Annotated in this window: 16 protein-coding genes; 7 read left to right on the top strand and 9 right to left on the bottom strand. The window is 55.0% G+C overall.

Going from position 1 to position 14,925, the window contains the following annotated elements; genetic code table 11:
- Positions 1–106: 106 nt before the first annotated feature.
- Entirely contained in the window at positions 107–829 is a 723-nt protein-coding gene (locus tag CPA50_RS08620) for an SDR family oxidoreductase (RefSeq protein WP_096781985.1), read from the bottom strand.
- A gap of 122 nt (positions 830–951) precedes the next feature.
- On the opposite strand from CPA50_RS08620, the gene CPA50_RS08615 reads away from it, so the two are divergent.
- The 4 genes from CPA50_RS08615 (at position 952) to CPA50_RS08600 (ending at position 4,928) form a co-directional block, all read left to right on the top strand.
- The gene (locus CPA50_RS08615; protein ID WP_096781984.1) at positions 952–1,878 is read left to right on the top strand and encodes a LysR family transcriptional regulator; all 927 of its coding nucleotides are present in this window, start codon (positions 952–954) and stop codon (positions 1,876–1,878) included.
- A gap of 103 nt (positions 1,879–1,981) precedes the next feature.
- On the top strand, positions 1,982–2,500 hold the full coding sequence (locus tag CPA50_RS08610) for a LysR family substrate-binding domain-containing protein (RefSeq protein ID WP_179397170.1): 519 nt from the start codon (positions 1,982–1,984) through the stop codon (positions 2,498–2,500).
- A 131-nt stretch (positions 2,501–2,631) separates the two neighbouring features.
- On the top strand, positions 2,632–3,441 hold the full coding sequence (locus CPA50_RS08605) for an MFS transporter (protein ID WP_202971744.1): 810 nt from the start codon (positions 2,632–2,634) through the stop codon (positions 3,439–3,441).
- A 188-nt stretch (positions 3,442–3,629) separates the two neighbouring features.
- Positions 3,630–4,928 carry an NAD(P)/FAD-dependent oxidoreductase gene (locus CPA50_RS08600; protein WP_096781982.1) on the top strand — a complete coding sequence of 433 codons (1,299 nt, stop codon included), beginning with the start codon at positions 3,630–3,632 and terminating at the stop codon, positions 4,926–4,928.
- Between the two features lie 20 nt (positions 4,929–4,948).
- Here CPA50_RS08600 and CPA50_RS08595 read toward each other — a convergent pair whose 3' ends face one another.
- From CPA50_RS08595 to CPA50_RS08565, 6 genes are all read right to left on the bottom strand, one after another.
- A complete protein-coding gene (locus CPA50_RS08595) occupies positions 4,949–6,238 on the bottom strand; it encodes a sensor histidine kinase (RefSeq protein ID WP_096781981.1) in 1,290 nt (429 codons plus the stop codon).
- The gene (locus CPA50_RS08590; RefSeq protein WP_096781980.1) at positions 6,235–6,978 is read right to left on the bottom strand and encodes a response regulator transcription factor; all 744 of its coding nucleotides are present in this window, start codon (positions 6,976–6,978) and stop codon (positions 6,235–6,237) included. The genes CPA50_RS08595 and CPA50_RS08590 overlap by 4 nt, the downstream gene beginning before the upstream one ends.
- Entirely contained in the window at positions 6,968–8,467 is a 1,500-nt protein-coding gene (locus CPA50_RS08585; protein WP_096781979.1) for an ArnT family glycosyltransferase, read from the bottom strand. The genes CPA50_RS08590 and CPA50_RS08585 overlap by 11 nt, the downstream gene beginning before the upstream one ends.
- On the bottom strand, positions 8,451–9,479 hold the full coding sequence (locus CPA50_RS08580; RefSeq protein WP_096781978.1) for a glycosyltransferase family 2 protein: 1,029 nt from the start codon (positions 9,477–9,479) through the stop codon (positions 8,451–8,453). Before CPA50_RS08580 ends, CPA50_RS08585 begins: the two co-directional genes overlap by 17 nt.
- On the bottom strand, positions 9,463–9,876 hold the full coding sequence (locus CPA50_RS08575) for a GtrA family protein (RefSeq protein ID WP_227519534.1): 414 nt from the start codon (positions 9,874–9,876) through the stop codon (positions 9,463–9,465). Before CPA50_RS08575 ends, CPA50_RS08580 begins: the two co-directional genes overlap by 17 nt.
- A gap of 262 nt (positions 9,877–10,138) precedes the next feature.
- Positions 10,139–10,837, bottom strand: a complete 699-nt coding sequence (locus CPA50_RS08565; protein ID WP_096781977.1) for a haloacid dehalogenase type II — start codon at positions 10,835–10,837, stop codon at positions 10,139–10,141.
- 160 nt (positions 10,838–10,997) lie between these two features.
- Here CPA50_RS08565 and CPA50_RS08560 point away from each other — a divergent pair, with 160 nt between their 5' ends.
- Entirely contained in the window at positions 10,998–11,618 is a 621-nt protein-coding gene (locus CPA50_RS08560) for a TetR/AcrR family transcriptional regulator (RefSeq protein ID WP_096781976.1), read from the top strand.
- Positions 11,619–11,684: 66 nt separating this feature from the next.
- On the opposite strand, the gene yghU is transcribed toward CPA50_RS08560, so the two are convergent.
- Together yghU and CPA50_RS08550 are read right to left on the bottom strand one after the other, a co-directional pair.
- Complete coding sequence (gene yghU / locus CPA50_RS08555) at positions 11,685–12,560, bottom strand: glutathione-dependent disulfide-bond oxidoreductase (RefSeq protein ID WP_096782394.1); 876 nt, start codon at positions 12,558–12,560, stop codon at positions 11,685–11,687.
- 90 nt (positions 12,561–12,650) lie between these two features.
- Positions 12,651–13,205 (bottom strand): carboxymuconolactone decarboxylase family protein, encoded by a 555-nt coding sequence (locus CPA50_RS08550; protein WP_096781975.1) that lies wholly within the window; start codon positions 13,203–13,205, stop codon positions 12,651–12,653.
- 527 nt (positions 13,206–13,732) lie between these two features.
- On the opposite strand from CPA50_RS08550, the gene CPA50_RS08545 reads away from it, so the two are divergent.
- Both CPA50_RS08545 and CPA50_RS08540 read left to right on the top strand, forming a co-directional pair.
- Positions 13,733–14,185, top strand: a complete 453-nt coding sequence (locus tag CPA50_RS08545; RefSeq protein WP_096782393.1) for a MarR family winged helix-turn-helix transcriptional regulator — start codon at positions 13,733–13,735, stop codon at positions 14,183–14,185.
- A complete protein-coding gene (locus CPA50_RS08540) occupies positions 14,185–14,925 on the top strand; it encodes a siderophore-interacting protein (protein ID WP_096781974.1) in 741 nt (246 codons plus the stop codon). Before CPA50_RS08545 ends, CPA50_RS08540 begins: the two co-directional genes overlap by 1 nt.

Here is a 14,925-nt window from a genome sequence, read left to right as displayed (position 1 = left end):
TTCCTCTGGAGGTCAGGTGCGCCCTGTTCAGGCACTTTATGGGTGCCTGGTCAACATTCAGGGAGCTGCTGCCCAGAGGAAAAGAACAGGGTGAACCCGCCCCGGGTCAGGCCGGCTGTCGGGTAGCTGCAATGGTGATGTCGCGGATATTCACGTTCTGAGGCTGCTGGTACATGAAGAGCGCGGCGCGGGCGATGTCGTCAGCGGCCAGTACGCCGCCCATGGCGGTTTTCCACTCCTCGTAGCCGGCGATGATGTCCGGGCGGGTGGTGTGGCCCAGCAGTTCGGTGTCCACGGCGCCCGGGTGGATAGCCATTACCCGCACGCTGCTGTCCGCCACTTCCTCCCGCAGGTTTTCGGTGATGGAGCTGACTGCAAACTTGCTGCCCACATAGGCGGCGTGGTTGGGGAAGCTCTTCTTGCCGGCGATGGAACTGATGTTGAGAATGGAACCCCTGCCGCTGGCTATCATATCCGCAAGTACCGCCTGAATGCCGTTCAGCAGGCCCAGTACATTCACGTCGAACATGCGCTTCCACTCGGCCGCATCCTGGGTGTCCAGCTGCCCCAGCAGCATGACACCGGCGTTGTTGACCAGAAGGTCCGCCAGGCCATACACGGATTCGGCTTCCCGGATCGCCTCAGCAAAGGCCTGGGCGTCGGTCACATCCACCGGACGACACAGGGTGTCAGGCAGGTTGAGGGCTTCAGTTCTGTCCACGCGCCGGGCCAGAAGCAGCAGGGGGTGGCCTGCCTGTGAAAACTGACGGGCCATGGCCGCGCCGATACCTGAGGATGCACCGGTGATAACTACCAGGGGTTTTGCCATGAAATTTCTCCTGTGAATGGGGCGGCCCCAGTGGCTGCCCGGAAATCAAAATCAGGGGCGTATTCTGGGCAAGGTCTGTAATATGAAAAATCACCACATTCCAAAAAGGCTGTTCGGTTTTTATGAACAATATCTCCTGGCGCTGGGTACGCGCTTTTCTGCTGGTGGCCGAACATGGCAGCTTTACCGCGGCTGCGGAGGCTTCCGGCCAGTCCAAGGCCAATCTCAGCCAGCAGGTGACAGAGCTGGAAAAGGCGCTGGGGGTGCAGCTGCTGCACCGGACCACCCGCAGCCTGCGTCTGACCAGTATCGGTGAGGGCTATCTTGAGCGCAGCCAGCTGGCCTTCCGCCAACTGGAGTCTGCGGCGGACTGGGCGATGCAGTCCACCCGGGAACTGAAAGGGGTGATCCGCATGAACTCCGTGGGCGGGCTGATTGGCGAGGAGCTGGTTGCGCCCCTGGTGTTCCGATTCCAGCAGGCCCATCCGGGGGTGGAGGTGGAACTGGATTTTTCCAGCCCCCGGGTGGATCTTCCCGGCAGTCCCTACGATCTGGTGGTGCGGATGGGGGAACTGGCGGATTCCACCCTGGTGGCCCGTAGCCTGCACCGGGTAACCACCCGCTATGTGGCCAGCCCGGAATTTCTGGTCCGGCAGGGTCCTGTCCGTGAGCCTGCAGACCTGCGGGAACTGCCACTGATCTACGGCAGCGTGGACCACTGGCTACTGGTTCGGGGTAGTGAGCAGCAGCTGGTACACGCCAAAAAGGGGTTCCGGATCATCAGCGGGCGCGCCATGCGTCAGGCCGCACTGGCCGGGCTGGGGGTCACCCGTCTGGCAGACGCCTACGTGCAGGCCGATATTGCCCGGGGCGACCTGGTGGAAGTGCTTCCCGAGTGGTCCGAAGCTACCCAGTTATCCCTTATTTGTCCGCCCCACCGGTACCAGTTGCAACGGGTACGGGAGCTGATGGACTGGCTGAAGGAACACTTCGCAGGCGTTTATGCACAGGCGTTGGGGGAAGGGTTGCCGCTGGGGCGGATAGGTTGAAATTTCAGTTATCAACTTTAAATGATATAGATTTAAGCAATTAATTCATTTCTGGCATAAGTATGAACTTCAAACATTTTGTGACCTTCGCAGAGGTAGCCCGTTGTGGCAGCTTTTCCCTGGCAGCGAAGGGACTCTGGATATCGGCTTCTCCCGCCCGGTGGAAAGCGGTTATGAGGGGCTGATCCAGTGTCTCCATTTGCTGGATGACCCCATTTGCCTGGCGGTCTCGGATATCCATCCGCTGGCACAGGCGAAAAAGGTGGAACTGCACCAGCTGTCGCCCTATCCGCTGACCCTGTTTGCCCGAGCCCATGCCCCCAGCCTGTTTGATCTGCTGATCAGCGCCTTTCACAGCCAAGGCATGCAACCCCAGGTGCACAGCGAGCCGAGCACCATGCAGGCGTTGCTGACCCAGGTGGCCAGCAGCCAGAGTGTGGCGCTGGTGCCCGGTTGTGTGCGCAATCTGCAAACCCAAAGCTGCTGCTTCGTGCCTCTTGCGCAGCCGTTGTATGTTTCCCTGGAAATGCATTGGCAGGCTAATCCGGGAGCGACTGCCCGGCACTGGCTGGACTGGTGTGAAAGCCAGTCCGATCTGACCCACGCTCCGGAACCGGTGTAGCTGGAGGTGGCGGAACCGGATTCTGGAATTATCTATTAACAGGATAAATCTGTACCACTTAAATCATTTATAAAATAACTGCCGCTTCCATACACTGCACAGCTCCATTCTCCGCTGCCAGGAATCGACACGTGGAAGTACAAGAGGCCCCGGGCCTGAGCAAACGCCTGATCTTTCTGATGGCCTGCGCGGTTGCTGCCAGTGCGGCCAATCTGTATTACAACCAGCCGTTGCTGCCGGTGATCGCGCGGGATCTTGAACTGGATAAGGCCACTATTGGCTGGATTCCCGGGATGAATCAGGTGGGTTACGCTCTCGCCATTCTGCTGATTTCTCCCCTGGGGGATGTGATTGCCCGTCGTCGCCTGATCGATCTGCTGTCGGTGTTTCTGGTACTGGGTTCGCTGTTGGCGGTGGTATCCGGAAATGTTGTGGTGCTGGGGCTGGCCAGTCTGGTGATTGGCCTCAGCGCAAACATTACCCAGCAGTTGCTGCCCTTCGCCGCCACCCTTGTGAGTGCGGAGCAGAAGGCGAAAGTGATTGGCACCCTGATGACCGGGCTGACCCTGGGCATATTGCTGTCCCGTACCCTCAGTGGTTTTGTCGGCGAGCATTTTGGATGGCGTGCGGTGTATGGGATGTCGGCCATACTGGCGCTGCTGTTCGGGCTGGCACTGCACAGGGCTCTGCCGTGGCGTGAGCCGGCACTGCGCATGGGCTACGGGGCCTTGCTGGCGAGCATGTGGACACTGTTTCGAAGCCATGGGCTGCTGCGCAAGTCGGCATTCACCGGCATGTTCTGGTTTGCGGCTTTCAACGCCCTGTGGGCAACCCTGGCGTTGCATGTTACTCAGGAGCCGTTGGGCTACAACACCCAGCAGGCAGGCATGTTTGGTGTGGTGGCCGTGGCCGGGGTGGCTGGTACCATGGTTAACTGGTAATGGGTGTATCGCAGGCCCGTGGTCGTACTATTGCTGATTTTGAGAAGCTGATTCCAGGCCTATCTTCTTGGTAGAAGGTCGATAGAAAACAAGGGTATCAATCCTTTTCTGTGAATGTTCTATCTGGCCAGTCATTTTAATAATGACCCTTGAGTGCAGGATAGCGCTCAAACGGAAGGACACATCCTATGACTGATACCAAGACAAAACCCCAAGTACTGGTGCTGGGTGGCAACTTTGCCGGCCTCGGCGCCGCCCAGAAGATCCGCCAATATGCCGGTGACAGCGTGGACATTACGGTGATGGACCTTCGGGATTACCTGTTGTTTGTACCCAATATCCCATCTGATGTGATGGAAAATCGCAACCCGGAACTGCGGGAGCGGATGCAGTTGCGCCCGGTTCTGGCCAGTGATGATATTTCCTTTGTTCTGGCCAGGGTGGAGCGTATCGACATAGAGTCCAGAACAGTCCAGTTCCGGCCCGTTGAGCGTGCAGGGGAGGAATGCCAGACCCTGAATTACGACATACTGGTTCTGGCCCTGGGCGCGCATCTGGCCTATGACCGGATTGAAGGTTTTGCTGAGCATGGCCACACGGTTTCTGACCTGTTTCACGGGAAAAAACTGCGGGAATATCTGTTCGAAGGGGGCTACAAGGGTGGGCCCATTGCCATAGGTGCGGCCCATTTTCATCAGGGCGATGGTGCTGAAGGGCTGGAGCCCTATCCCGGTGGTTCCATCCCGTATGCCAAAGCCGCCTGCGAGGGGCCAGTGCTGGAAATGAGTACCGCCCTTGCCAGTTACCTGAAACATGAGGCCAACTCTTCCCCCGACAAGATCACCATATTCACCCCGGAGGAATATATTGCGGCCGATGCCGGGCTGAACAACGTGAAGGCCTTCCTCAAGATGACCGGGGAGATGGGCATTCACTATCGCAATCATATGGCGGACATCAAACGCCTGACTGCGGACGGCATCGAGTTTGCCGATGGTCAGAGCATCGAGGCGGAACTGAAAATTGTGCTGCCGGACTGGGTAGCACATCCCTGTCTGCGGGATCTGCCAATCGCTGACAGTATGGGATTTATCAAAACCGACCTGCTGATGCGGGTGCCGGGGCACTCTGAAATCTTTGCGCTTGGCGATTGCGCGGCGGTCACCATGCCCAAGATCGGTGGCATAGGTCACCAGCAGGCGGAGATCGTGGGCCGCCAGGTAGCCCTGGATATGGGCCTGATGGATGCTGACGAGGCTAATGAGCCCCTTCAGCCGGTGGTCTTCTGTATCGGCGATATGGGCCAGGGCAAGGCATTCTATGTGCGTGCCAGCACCTGGTTCGGTGGCAGGGACGAGATCCTGAAAATGGGCCGGGTGCCCTATCAGCTCAAGATGAGCTACCGGAACCTGTTTTTCCTGACCCACGGGAAGACTCCCGGCTTTGGCCTGAACCTGGCGCAGTTTGCCGCAGAGAAGGTTTTCTGAGGCCCGGGGAGCCGGGCCTGTCAGGCAAGATTGTGAACATGAATCAAAAACTCAGTTCCTTCACTGTCTGATTGAGCTACCTCCAGCTCCCAGCCCAGTCGCTCGCAAACGAGCCGGACAATCAGTAGTCCGAAGGTGGTGTTACTGAATTCTCCGGCCGGGGATGTGATGGCATGGGGAGCTTCAGCAGTGCTCAGGTTCTCCGTGATTCTATCGGGAAGCCCGGATCCGAAGTCTCGCACCGATATTCCGTTGCCGGTCATTCGAACCTCCACTTTTGAAAGGGTGTGTCTGAGCGCATTTTGCAGCAGGTTGCGGAGCAGCATACGCACCAGAGCCGGGTGGGTTTTTACTCTCAGCCCGGGGCTGTCGGCATAGACAGTAATTCGTCCCACATCATTGGGAAGCCCCTGTTCCAGGTCATCAACGGTGTTCTGTATGATTTCCTGAAGTACTACTGTCCGGGCATCGCTTTTGGGTGTTTCGCTTCTGGCAAGTTCGAGCAGGACATCAGTATCGTCGCGCATGGTTTGCATGGCGCGGCGGATTCGGGCAAGGGTTTTCTGATCGGCTTGTGACATGCTTTGTCGTTGTTCGAGTACATTCAGGGCGCCACTCATAACAGCCAGAGGAGTACGAAGCTCATGGCTTGCCAGTTTGACAAACGACTTTTCCCGCTCGATATGGTGTTCGAGGGCAGATAAAAACCGGTTAAACGCAGCAGCGATATCGCAAAACTCCTGATCGTGATATTCCGTCGTTATTTGCGGCATTCTGGCCCCGGGTGTTGTATCAAGAACCTCCTTGGTCAGTTTCCTGAAGGGGCGTACCAGGTAGCCGGCTCCGGTTCGGGCCACAAAAAAACCAACAAGAAGCATGAAGCCAGCCACACCCGCCAGAGCAAGCTGAACCAGAGATTCACGATTTTCCATGATGGTTATATCCTGAGCCAGGAAGAGCTTGCCATCTGGTGCTGCGACCTGCTCGCCATATATCAGAAGCGTTGTCTCACCTATCTCGATTTCCCGGGAAAACGGCAAGGGAAGGTTCCGGAAATATTCCGGAAGCGCCGCGTCCATAGCGCCTTCAGGAAGAAAAACGGCCTCCAGTTGGGCCGTTTTTACAGGTTGAAAACTCCCGTCCCGGAGTTGCTTTGCGAAATACTCGGCATCTGCTTTCAGTTCGAGGCTCAGAATGGTGTCCTCGACGTCATTAACAAACACCTCAACGGTAAACATCGAGATTGCGGTTGTGGCGGCGATCAGAAAGAACAGAGTCCGGGTCAGGCGCGTAGTCAGAGATGATTTCATCGCGTATCGGTGTTCCCTTTCGGAAGTGCGTCTGCAGGGACCTCCAGACTGTACCCACGTCCATGGATAGTTTTTACGAGGCCGCTACCCACTCCGGCCTGCAGGGCTTTCCGGAGTGTGTATATATGGGTCCGAAGGCTGTTTCCTTCAGTTTCTCCATGACGCGCCCCCCATACGGCATCACTGAGTGCCTCATGGCTGAGAAAACTCGGATAGGCTCTGACCAGCAATTCAAACAAGCGGGCAGGCGTGCCGGACAGAACAGCTTTTCGCCCGTGCAGCTCCACTTCCAGCGTGCCCGGATCGAACCGGATATTCCCGGCTGACAAAACCTGTCTTTGCGGTGAATGGCGTCGATGCAGAGCTTCTATTCGTAACTGTAGTTCACGCAGCTCGAAGGGTTTCACGAGATAGTCATCTGCACCGCAATCAAACCCTTTCTCCTTGTCGGTCAGGGCGCTCAATGCGGTCATCAGAATGACAGGTGTCTGGCATTTCAGGTCCTGGCGGATCCGGCGGCAAATGTCATAGCCATTGACGCCGGGGAGCATAAGGTCGAGCACAATAACGTCATAGCTTTGAGTGGCCAGCAAATGCAATGCAGTCAGCCCGTCAGCTGCGAAATCCAGCGCGTAACGATCTTCACCCAGAAACTCGAAAAGGTTTTCAGCGAGGTCTACCTGATCCTCGACAATCAAAAGCCTGAGAGGAGGTTGGACAGACGTGTTATCAGATGTCATTCGAGCGAGCTCCGTTGGCGCCAGACATCGCCTGCTGATCGTGAAGCAATCCATCAATGACCAACAATTGATAGCGGTAATTTTCCATAATCTTGTGAGTTGATGAGGATAAACCGGCCACTTTTTCATCTGACCAGGTATTGGGGACGGCCACATATAAACGTTGATAGGCTCTGGCCGATTGCAAGTGACTCAACTCATCCTGCGTTACTTCGATAGCACTGCCGTCTGAGTAAAATCTGGCGGAGAAGGGCAGGTTATCCAGATAGATCAGAGGACTGTCATCAGTCTTGCTGACAAGTTCATAATAGCTTACCAGTTCTTTCTCCGTTTTGAGCGGTGTCCAGCCTGTTGCAGCCAGACCAACGAAGGCGGTCAGTAAAACAGGAACAAGTGCCGCTATGCCGCCCCTTACCGGGAATAGCCAACGAGAATCCCATTCCGATACCCAGCGGCCGATCAGTATGGCTGTAAATGGCAGAGAAGGGAGTATATAAGTCCAGAGCGTGTTGCCTGCGAGCGTGAAAAACAGCATGGGTGCCAGCGCGCAGAGTAGTAAAAAGCTGACGCCTGGACTGGATAGGGTTTTGCGCCAGGTGCCGTTTTTTTTGCCCCTGAACGAGGGTAGTGCCAGGCTCAGCAGTGCAACGATGCCCCACGGGAAAGATGCCCACAACCAGAACACCCATATCATGCCTTTAGGTTGATCATGGGCGCTGCCATACAGGTCTCCCACCCAACCCGGATCTAGAAACCGGCGGATATGTTCTCCTACGATAAAGTAATCCAGAAAGCCGGGGGTCTTGAATTCAGCCAGCAGGTACCAGGGACAGACGAGCAGAACCGTCATCAGGGCCCCCCTGAACCAGGGAAGCCGCTGCAGATTGCTGGTCATGTTCCGCCATGAAACAAGTAGCCACAGCGCGATGGGAATACCGGTCAGCACAATAGCCAGGGGCCCCTTGGACAGGAGTCCGATTACGATGCCCAGGAAGAAAAACCAGCGCCATTTACCGCCTTCTCCCGACATTACCAGGCAAAAACTGACGAGAGTGAGGGTGGTGCCTAATGCCAGAAAGGCATCGGTCATTACGGCTCCGGCGCTGATGTATGTGAGGGCCATGGTTGCAAAAACCAGACTGCTCCACTGAGCTGCCTGAACATTCCAGAGTTGCCGCGCCAGTCTCCATACCAGCCATACCATGGCAAGCGATGCCAGCCATGCGGGAAATCGCAGCGAAAACTCAGAGACACCAAAGAGCTTGATGGCCGCTGCCTGGGCCCAGAAAGATAAGGGTGGTTTGCCCCAGAAAGGAACGCCAGGCTCAAACCATGGAGTAATCCAGTCTCCGGTTTCCGCCATCAAGCGGGCAATCTCCGCGTAGCGAGGCTCGGTGGTGTCTGCAAAGGGAAGCAGAGCCATTCCAATGAAACGGCTCAACATTATTACAGCCAGTATGATCAGCCAGGGGTTAAACCGCTTTGACATGAGGCGCCCCTGTCATTTTGCGATTAATATGTTGTCGTACGCTCTCTCTGCCTTCAAATACTTCTTCTGTCAGGTAAATCGGTCGTTGTTTTGATTCGATGTAGGTCTTGCCGACGTATTCGCCCACAATGCCCACGCTCATTAACTGAATACCACCGAGAAAACTGATGATAGCCACAAGTGATGGGTAACCGCTGGTCGCATCGCCCAGCATGATGGCCTTGACTACAATCCATAGCCCGAATACCGAGCCCATACTGGCGGCAATCAGTCCGATCAGTATGGCCCAGCGTAGTGGCGAGATGGAGAACGAGGTAAGCCCCTCAAGAGCGAGGCCAACCAGCCCCGGGTAATCCCATTTTGTTTCTCCCGCCACCCGAGGTTCGCGGTCATACTGGATGATTCTGGTTGGCATGCCGACCCAGGCAAACAACCCTTTCATATACCGATTGCGTTCCTTCAGTTCCAGCAGAGCGTTAACTGCTTTCCGGCTCATCAACCGGAAATCACCGGTGTCCACCGGGATATTCGTCCGGCTTGTTCTGTTCAGCAACCGGTAGAAAAAGTGTGCGCTCCAGCGTTTGAAGGCGGTTTCACCAGCCCGCGAACGGCGCTGCATCAGGACAACTTCAGCACCAGACTGCCAGCACTCGACCATAGCGGGAATCTGCTCGGGCGGATCCTGAAGATCGGCGTCCAGCACAATCACAGCATCCCCTCTGGCGTGTTCCATTCCCGCCGTCATTGCCGCTTCCTTGCCAAAGTTCCTGCTCAGTTTTACGAGGCGGACGCCCGGAGTCCGGTTGATAACATCCCGGATGTATCGGGCGCTGCCATCGTCGCTTCCGTCATCAACCAACACTACTTCCCAATGCAGATCCAGTTTTGCAAGCACGGGCAGAACCCGCTCGAAGAAAACAGGCAGCACTGGGCGCTCGTTGAAGAGCGGTACCACCAGTGACAGTAACGGCTTATCAAACGGTATAACGGGAAATTCAACGGGTTTGTTCATGGAAAACCAGCCTCTGATAAACAAGGTAATTCAACGCAGCGACAAGACCTGTGGTAACCACCTGAGAAAGCGGAACAGAAAGTGCCAGAAGGTTATTGAGCAGGAAGAAGGAAATGAGATTGCACAGCCAGGCGAAAAAGCAGGAGCCCATATAGCGCCATAGAGTAGACCTGTGCGGGCCCGCATTCTGGAAAGCCAGGCGCCGCTGCAGGCCATAGTTCAGCGTAGCCCCGGATATGCTTCCACTTGCGGTCGCCAGCGTTGGCTCAAGCCCGGCAACGATCAGAGCCGCCATGACAAGCCAATGAAACAGCGTGGCAAGACCACCTGCGGCCAGAAATCCTTGCACCTGCCGTGATAAAAAAGGTGACAGGACGAGTGGTAAGAACCTATTCACAATGATCCCCCTCCTTTTGGAGACTGACCCGGCTGAACTGCCGGTGAGGGGGGTACCTTAGCCCAGGGTGTGTCAGGGCTTTGTTGAGGTTTTATCAGGAAATTGTCAAAACTTGAGGTGGCTGAGCGTATTGTCGCAGCCGGAGGCAAGAGGCGGATGGCGAAGCCCCGTTATTATTACCTTGGCGAGAAGCCTTGTCGTATGCTCTATAGCGAAGGCGCCTGCTGAAGTATCGCTGGCGCCCTGCTTGCATTTCTGTCCGTCAGGAGCCCTGTCTGCGCCTAATGATCTCGTCCGCAAGGGTTATCAGGTCTGATGCACACAGATCAGGGATGGGTACATTTGGCGCAGACAAGGGAGCGTTGTATGGGCGTGCGAGAAACGCGCCCTGGCATCCTGCGGCCTGGGCACCGATGGTATCCCACAGGTGACAGGCTAAAAGGCACAGATCCGAGGTCTCAACAGATAACTCTGTAGCGACCAGATGATAGGTCTCAGGAGCTGGCTTAAATTTACCGACCGTGCTGACATTGAAATTCTTTTCAAAAAAATGACTTATGCCTGCTTGTTCAAGTGGAGTAGGTGTTGCGGCGCTGGCTGAATTAGTCAAAGTCACCATGCGAAACCCTGCGTTCTGCAAGCGGGTGAGGGCTGGCACAACGTCCTGATGTGCCGGCATTGAACTCATTCGCTCTTTAAGCTCCGCAACATCTTCATCTGAAATACCCACTCCATGGATACTCGCCGTCATTTTCAGCGCACCAATACCAAGTTCACCAAAGGGTGTATAGAGCTGGGCAAGGGTCATCGCCTGAGAGTAAAGCACAAGCTGGGCGAACCATTCTCTAAGCACGCCCGGATCACCGAAGATGCGATCGAACAAGGGCTCCAGCGTAGTGATATCCAATAGTGTTTCGTTAACGTCAAATACGATTATCGAGGGGAAGGCTTTATCTGGCATAGGACATCCTCTGGCGGTTTCCGGAACGCAGGTCAATGCCGGAATGATAGTTCAATTCGACGACTCTAGCTGGACTTGAGTGGTTGCTCAATATAAAATTGAGTAATCATTCAAACTCTATTGCCGCGGTGTATCGCGGTACAGAAAACTGGAAATAATCATGGCTCGAGCAATGATTCACAATCGGCAGGATTCTCTGGAGCGGGCACTGCACCTGTTCTGGCAGAAAGGCTTTCATGCCACCTCACTGAAGGACCTGGAGAAAGCTCTCGACATGCGACCAGGCAGCATCTACGCAACCTTCGGTAGCAAAGACGGACTTTTCCAGGAGTCTCTTGAACGTTATGCCAGCCTGGGGCTGGAGAACCTTGAGCGTATTCTGCACGCCCACGAATCACCGCTGGCGGGACTTGCGGCTTATTTACGCGGGCTTGGCGGGCTTTGCGACCAGGATTTGCCAAGTCGCGCATGCATGCTGGTAAAAAGCCTGCTTGAGTTAGGTGAGCGTGAACATGCAGCCCGGAGCAAGGCCGAAGATTTGCTTGCTGGTATGGAAGCGCGTTTTGTAGAACGTTTCGCCGATGCACAAAAGATGGGAGAGCTGGATAGCGGGCTTGATCCGGTCCGGCTTGGCCGCAGGTTACAGGCTGAAGTAATGGGGTTGCGGGCTTTTGCTCAGCGTGATGTAGGCAGTGCAGCCGTGCATGCCCTGGCAGAAGATATGGCACAGTCGCTGGAAGCACTGCGCATCAATAGTAGTGCTGATTCACATATGCACTGACATTCTGTGGGTATCTGCCTGCTCTCATGGCTTTCGCGCAGAGAGCAGGCTGTTTAAGACCGGGGATCAGCCCGTAGATTCTGGCGCCAGTTTATCCTGCGTTTTCAGATCGAAATCCGAAGCATCGTGACGTTCATGCAACTGCTCAGAGGGTTTTCCTCTGGTGCGGTTTACTATGCGTCCACGCTGAACGGCCGGCCGCTCAAGAATTTCTGTTGCCCACCGGCGTACGTTTTTGTAGCTCTCTACCTGCAGGAACTCCGCTGCGTCGTAGGCTTCTCCCAGAACCAGATTTCCGTACCAGGGCCAGGTGGCGATATCTGCAATGGAGTATTCATCTCCCCCCAGAAAACGGTGTTCAGCCAACTCCCTGTCGAGCACGTCCAGCTGGCGTTTGACTTCCATGGTGAAGCGATCGATCGGGTACTCAAACTTTTCAGGTGCGTAAGCATAAAAGTGGCCAAAGCCACCGCCCAGGTAAGGAGCGGATCCTTGCAGCCAGAACAGCCAGTTCAGTGCTTCAGTGCGTGCATCGGCATCTTTCGGCAGAAAGCGATCGAACTTCTCAGCGAGATAGAGAAGGATTGCACCACTCTCGAAAACCCTGCGTCCGGTTTCGGTATCAAACAGGGCCGGAATTTTCGAGTTCGGATTAATGTCGACGAAACCAGATGAAAACTGATCGCCTTCGCCAATTCTGATCAGGTGCGCATCGTATTCTGCGCCGGTTTCACCTGCAGCAAGTAGCTCTTCGGCCATGATAGTGACTTTCTGGCCATTGGGCGTGCCCATTGAATAGATCTGCAGGGGATGTTTTCCGCGGGGCAACCGGGCTTCATGTGTAGGCCCGGCGACGGGGCGGTTAATGCTGGCCCATTCACCGCCATTTTCTGCATCCCAAGTCCAGATTTTGGGTGGCTGATACTGCTTGGTGTCCGACATAACCCTGATCTCCTGGATGTTTTCTGATTCAAAGCCGGAAAGCTGCATCAGGCTGACGCCCTGGCAAACCGGCTTGCGAACTTTTACTGATTAGTCAGCTTTATGCCACTCATACTTTTGCATCGCCCTGTCTATCGGCGTGTTTGCGAGATGGTTGGTGTAATTGCTCATGATCTTCTGAGCCGTGCCAAGGATCACTTCCAGAATCTGACGCTTGGTGAACCCTGCGTTCAGGAAGGCTTCTATAGCGGCGTCGTCAACGTTACCCCGGCCTCGTACGATAGCGAGCGTGAAGTCACGAAGAGCTTCCAGGCGCTCGGTCGGGAGAGGGGTCTCGTTACGCAGGGCTTCTGTAATGGCGTCATCAACACCCATTGCTTTGGCGATACCCGTGTGGCCAGGGACGCAGTAGTGGCAGGCGTTTTCAACATTGATGGTTTGCCAGACTACGGTAACTTCCTCGTCATCAAAACTGCTGTTCATGAACAACTTATGCAACTGTTGGTAGCCTTCAAGCAGCCCGGGCGCTTCCGCCATAACCGCATGTAAACCAGGTATCCGGCCCATGGCCTTTTCGGAATTCTCGAGCAGTGCCCGGCTTTCCTGGGGCGCGCTTTCTTTGTCGTGAAGAGTAAAGTTTGTCATAAAATATTTCCTCAGGCAGGTTTCAGTGGAATTGACTGTAACCGAACTTGAGTGATCGTTCAATATCAATTTGAGTGGTTACTCAAATTTAATAACAGAAATCCATATAGCAGTCTTTGTACAAAAAATGATCAAGGTCTCCAGGTTCAGGTGTTCTGATACCCTATTAGCCGGACTACCGGATATTCCTTCAGGTTGAACTCAGTTTTCCGGATATGGACAAGTTGAAAAAAGTAATTGAAAAGACCAGAGCAAGTGCCCCTGCAAAGCCGAATATCGGTGATAGTGATGCAGGTTTCTCGCGTCAAGGGCCCTGGACGTGGATATCGGGCAAAATGCCGTGTGCGACAAGAGCGGCCAAAACCCTGGCAGGGGCAGGGGTCATAGCTACAGCATCCCGCGAAGCTTCCAGAAACTGGGTGCAGGCGCTAGGTGTCCGGTCTCAATCTAAGGATAGTCTGCGTTTGGTTGACAGGGTCAACAATTTTTATGTATGGTTGCTCCTGTCAACTATATCGGGGTTGCTTATGCCAGACAAATCACTCAGCGAAGCCGTGCACCGGCTGATGCATGCATATACTCATCTTCTTCGTGAAGGTATTCAGAGGCACCATATTGAATTACCTGTCACTCATATCCGGGTGCTGAAATGCATCTGCCGGCAACACCAGGCTACTCCCCAGTCCATTGCCAGGCGTATGCAGCGGGACAAGGCCCAGATCACTCGCGCATTAAATGACCTTATCGGAGCCAGCTTGATTGTTAAGGCGGATAACCCGCTGGACCGTCGCAGCCAGTTGCTGACCCCCACGCCTGAAGGCCTGAAAGTGATGGCTAAACTGGATGCCGTGGAGGAGTGGGCTGTACAACAGCTGACTGCCGGGCTGGAGAGAGATGAGCTCGCCTTTTTCCTCCGCATCAGTCAGACCATGGCAGACAGCGCGGAACAGATTACTGATACAGAAAAGGGGGATTCCTGATGTCGAAACCTGTACCCAGAACACTGGAGGTCATTCGCTCCGCTTATGTCACTCCGCACATGTTGCGTGTAACCCTCGGTGGTTCGGAATTAGCCGCGTTTCCGGAGGATCAGGAAAGCGCTTATATAAAACTGATTTTTCCGCAGCAAGGGGAATCACGACCCCTGATGCGAACCTATACCGTCAGCGGACAGCGCAGTGATGAGATAGACGTCGATTTCGTGCTTCACGCTGCTGACGGGCCGGCATCTGCATGGGGCCGCAATGCGAAACCCGGTGACCAGATTCTCGTGGGCGGGCCGGGGCCGAAAAAACTGATCAACAAAGACGCGGACTGGTACCTTCTGGTGGGGGATATGACTGCCTTGCCAGCAATCGCAGTCAATCTTGCTCAGCTGCCTGAAGATGCACGTGGCTATGCGGTTCTTGAAGTGTTAACAGAGGCGGACATTCAGCCGCTGCCGCATCCGGAGAATGTTGAGATTCACTGGGTTATAAATGCCACCCCGGATGGTGACTCCAGCGCTCTGCTGCAACGTGTTGAGCAGCTTTGCTGGCTACCTGGCCAGCCGGCGGTCTGGACGGCTTGTGAATTTCACAGCATGCGTGCACTACGGACATATTTCAAGAAGCAGCGCCAGGTGCTGAAAAGCCATCTGTATATATCGAGTTACTGGAAAATCAACAGCACCGAAGATCAGCACAAAATTGCGAAAAAGGATGATGCGCAGTCAGCCTAG

The sequence above is a fragment of the Marinobacter sp. ANT_B65 genome (assembly GCF_002407605.1).
Classification (GTDB): Bacteria; Pseudomonadota; Gammaproteobacteria; order Pseudomonadales; family Oleiphilaceae; genus Marinobacter.
Note: the sequence above shows the minus strand (reverse complement) of the source record. Positions and strands in the feature narration are given on the sequence as shown.

What these genes read in the sequence shown, in the direction of transcription:
- CPA50_RS08620 (WP_096781985.1), bottom strand. Translation starts at nt 829, where the DNA reads ATGGCAAAACCCCTGGTAGTTATCACCGGTGCATCCTCAGGTATCGGC.
- CPA50_RS08615 (WP_096781984.1), top strand. Translation starts at nt 952, where the DNA reads ATGAACAATATCTCCTGGCGCTGGGTACGCGCTTTTCTGCTGGTGGCC.
- CPA50_RS08600 (WP_096781982.1), top strand. Translation starts at nt 3,630, where the DNA reads ATGACTGATACCAAGACAAAACCCCAAGTACTGGTGCTGGGTGGCAAC.
- CPA50_RS08595 (WP_096781981.1), bottom strand. Translation starts at nt 6,238, where the DNA reads ATGAAATCATCTCTGACTACGCGCCTGACCCGGACTCTGTTCTTTCTG.
- CPA50_RS08590 (WP_096781980.1), bottom strand. Translation starts at nt 6,978, where the DNA reads ATGACATCTGATAACACGTCTGTCCAACCTCCTCTCAGGCTTTTGATT.
- CPA50_RS08585 (WP_096781979.1), bottom strand. Translation starts at nt 8,467, where the DNA reads ATGTCAAAGCGGTTTAACCCCTGGCTGATCATACTGGCTGTAATAATG.
- CPA50_RS08580 (WP_096781978.1), bottom strand. Translation starts at nt 9,479, where the DNA reads ATGAACAAACCCGTTGAATTTCCCGTTATACCGTTTGATAAGCCGTTA.
- CPA50_RS08565 (WP_096781977.1), bottom strand. Translation starts at nt 10,837, where the DNA reads ATGCCAGATAAAGCCTTCCCCTCGATAATCGTATTTGACGTTAACGAA.
- CPA50_RS08560 (WP_096781976.1), top strand. Translation starts at nt 10,998, where the DNA reads ATGGCTCGAGCAATGATTCACAATCGGCAGGATTCTCTGGAGCGGGCA.
- yghU (WP_096782394.1), bottom strand. Translation starts at nt 12,560, where the DNA reads ATGTCGGACACCAAGCAGTATCAGCCACCCAAAATCTGGACTTGGGAT.
- CPA50_RS08550 (WP_096781975.1), bottom strand. Translation starts at nt 13,205, where the DNA reads ATGACAAACTTTACTCTTCACGACAAAGAAAGCGCGCCCCAGGAAAGC.
- CPA50_RS08545 (WP_096782393.1), top strand. Translation starts at nt 13,733, where the DNA reads ATGCCAGACAAATCACTCAGCGAAGCCGTGCACCGGCTGATGCATGCA.
- CPA50_RS08540 (WP_096781974.1), top strand. Translation starts at nt 14,185, where the DNA reads ATGTCGAAACCTGTACCCAGAACACTGGAGGTCATTCGCTCCGCTTAT.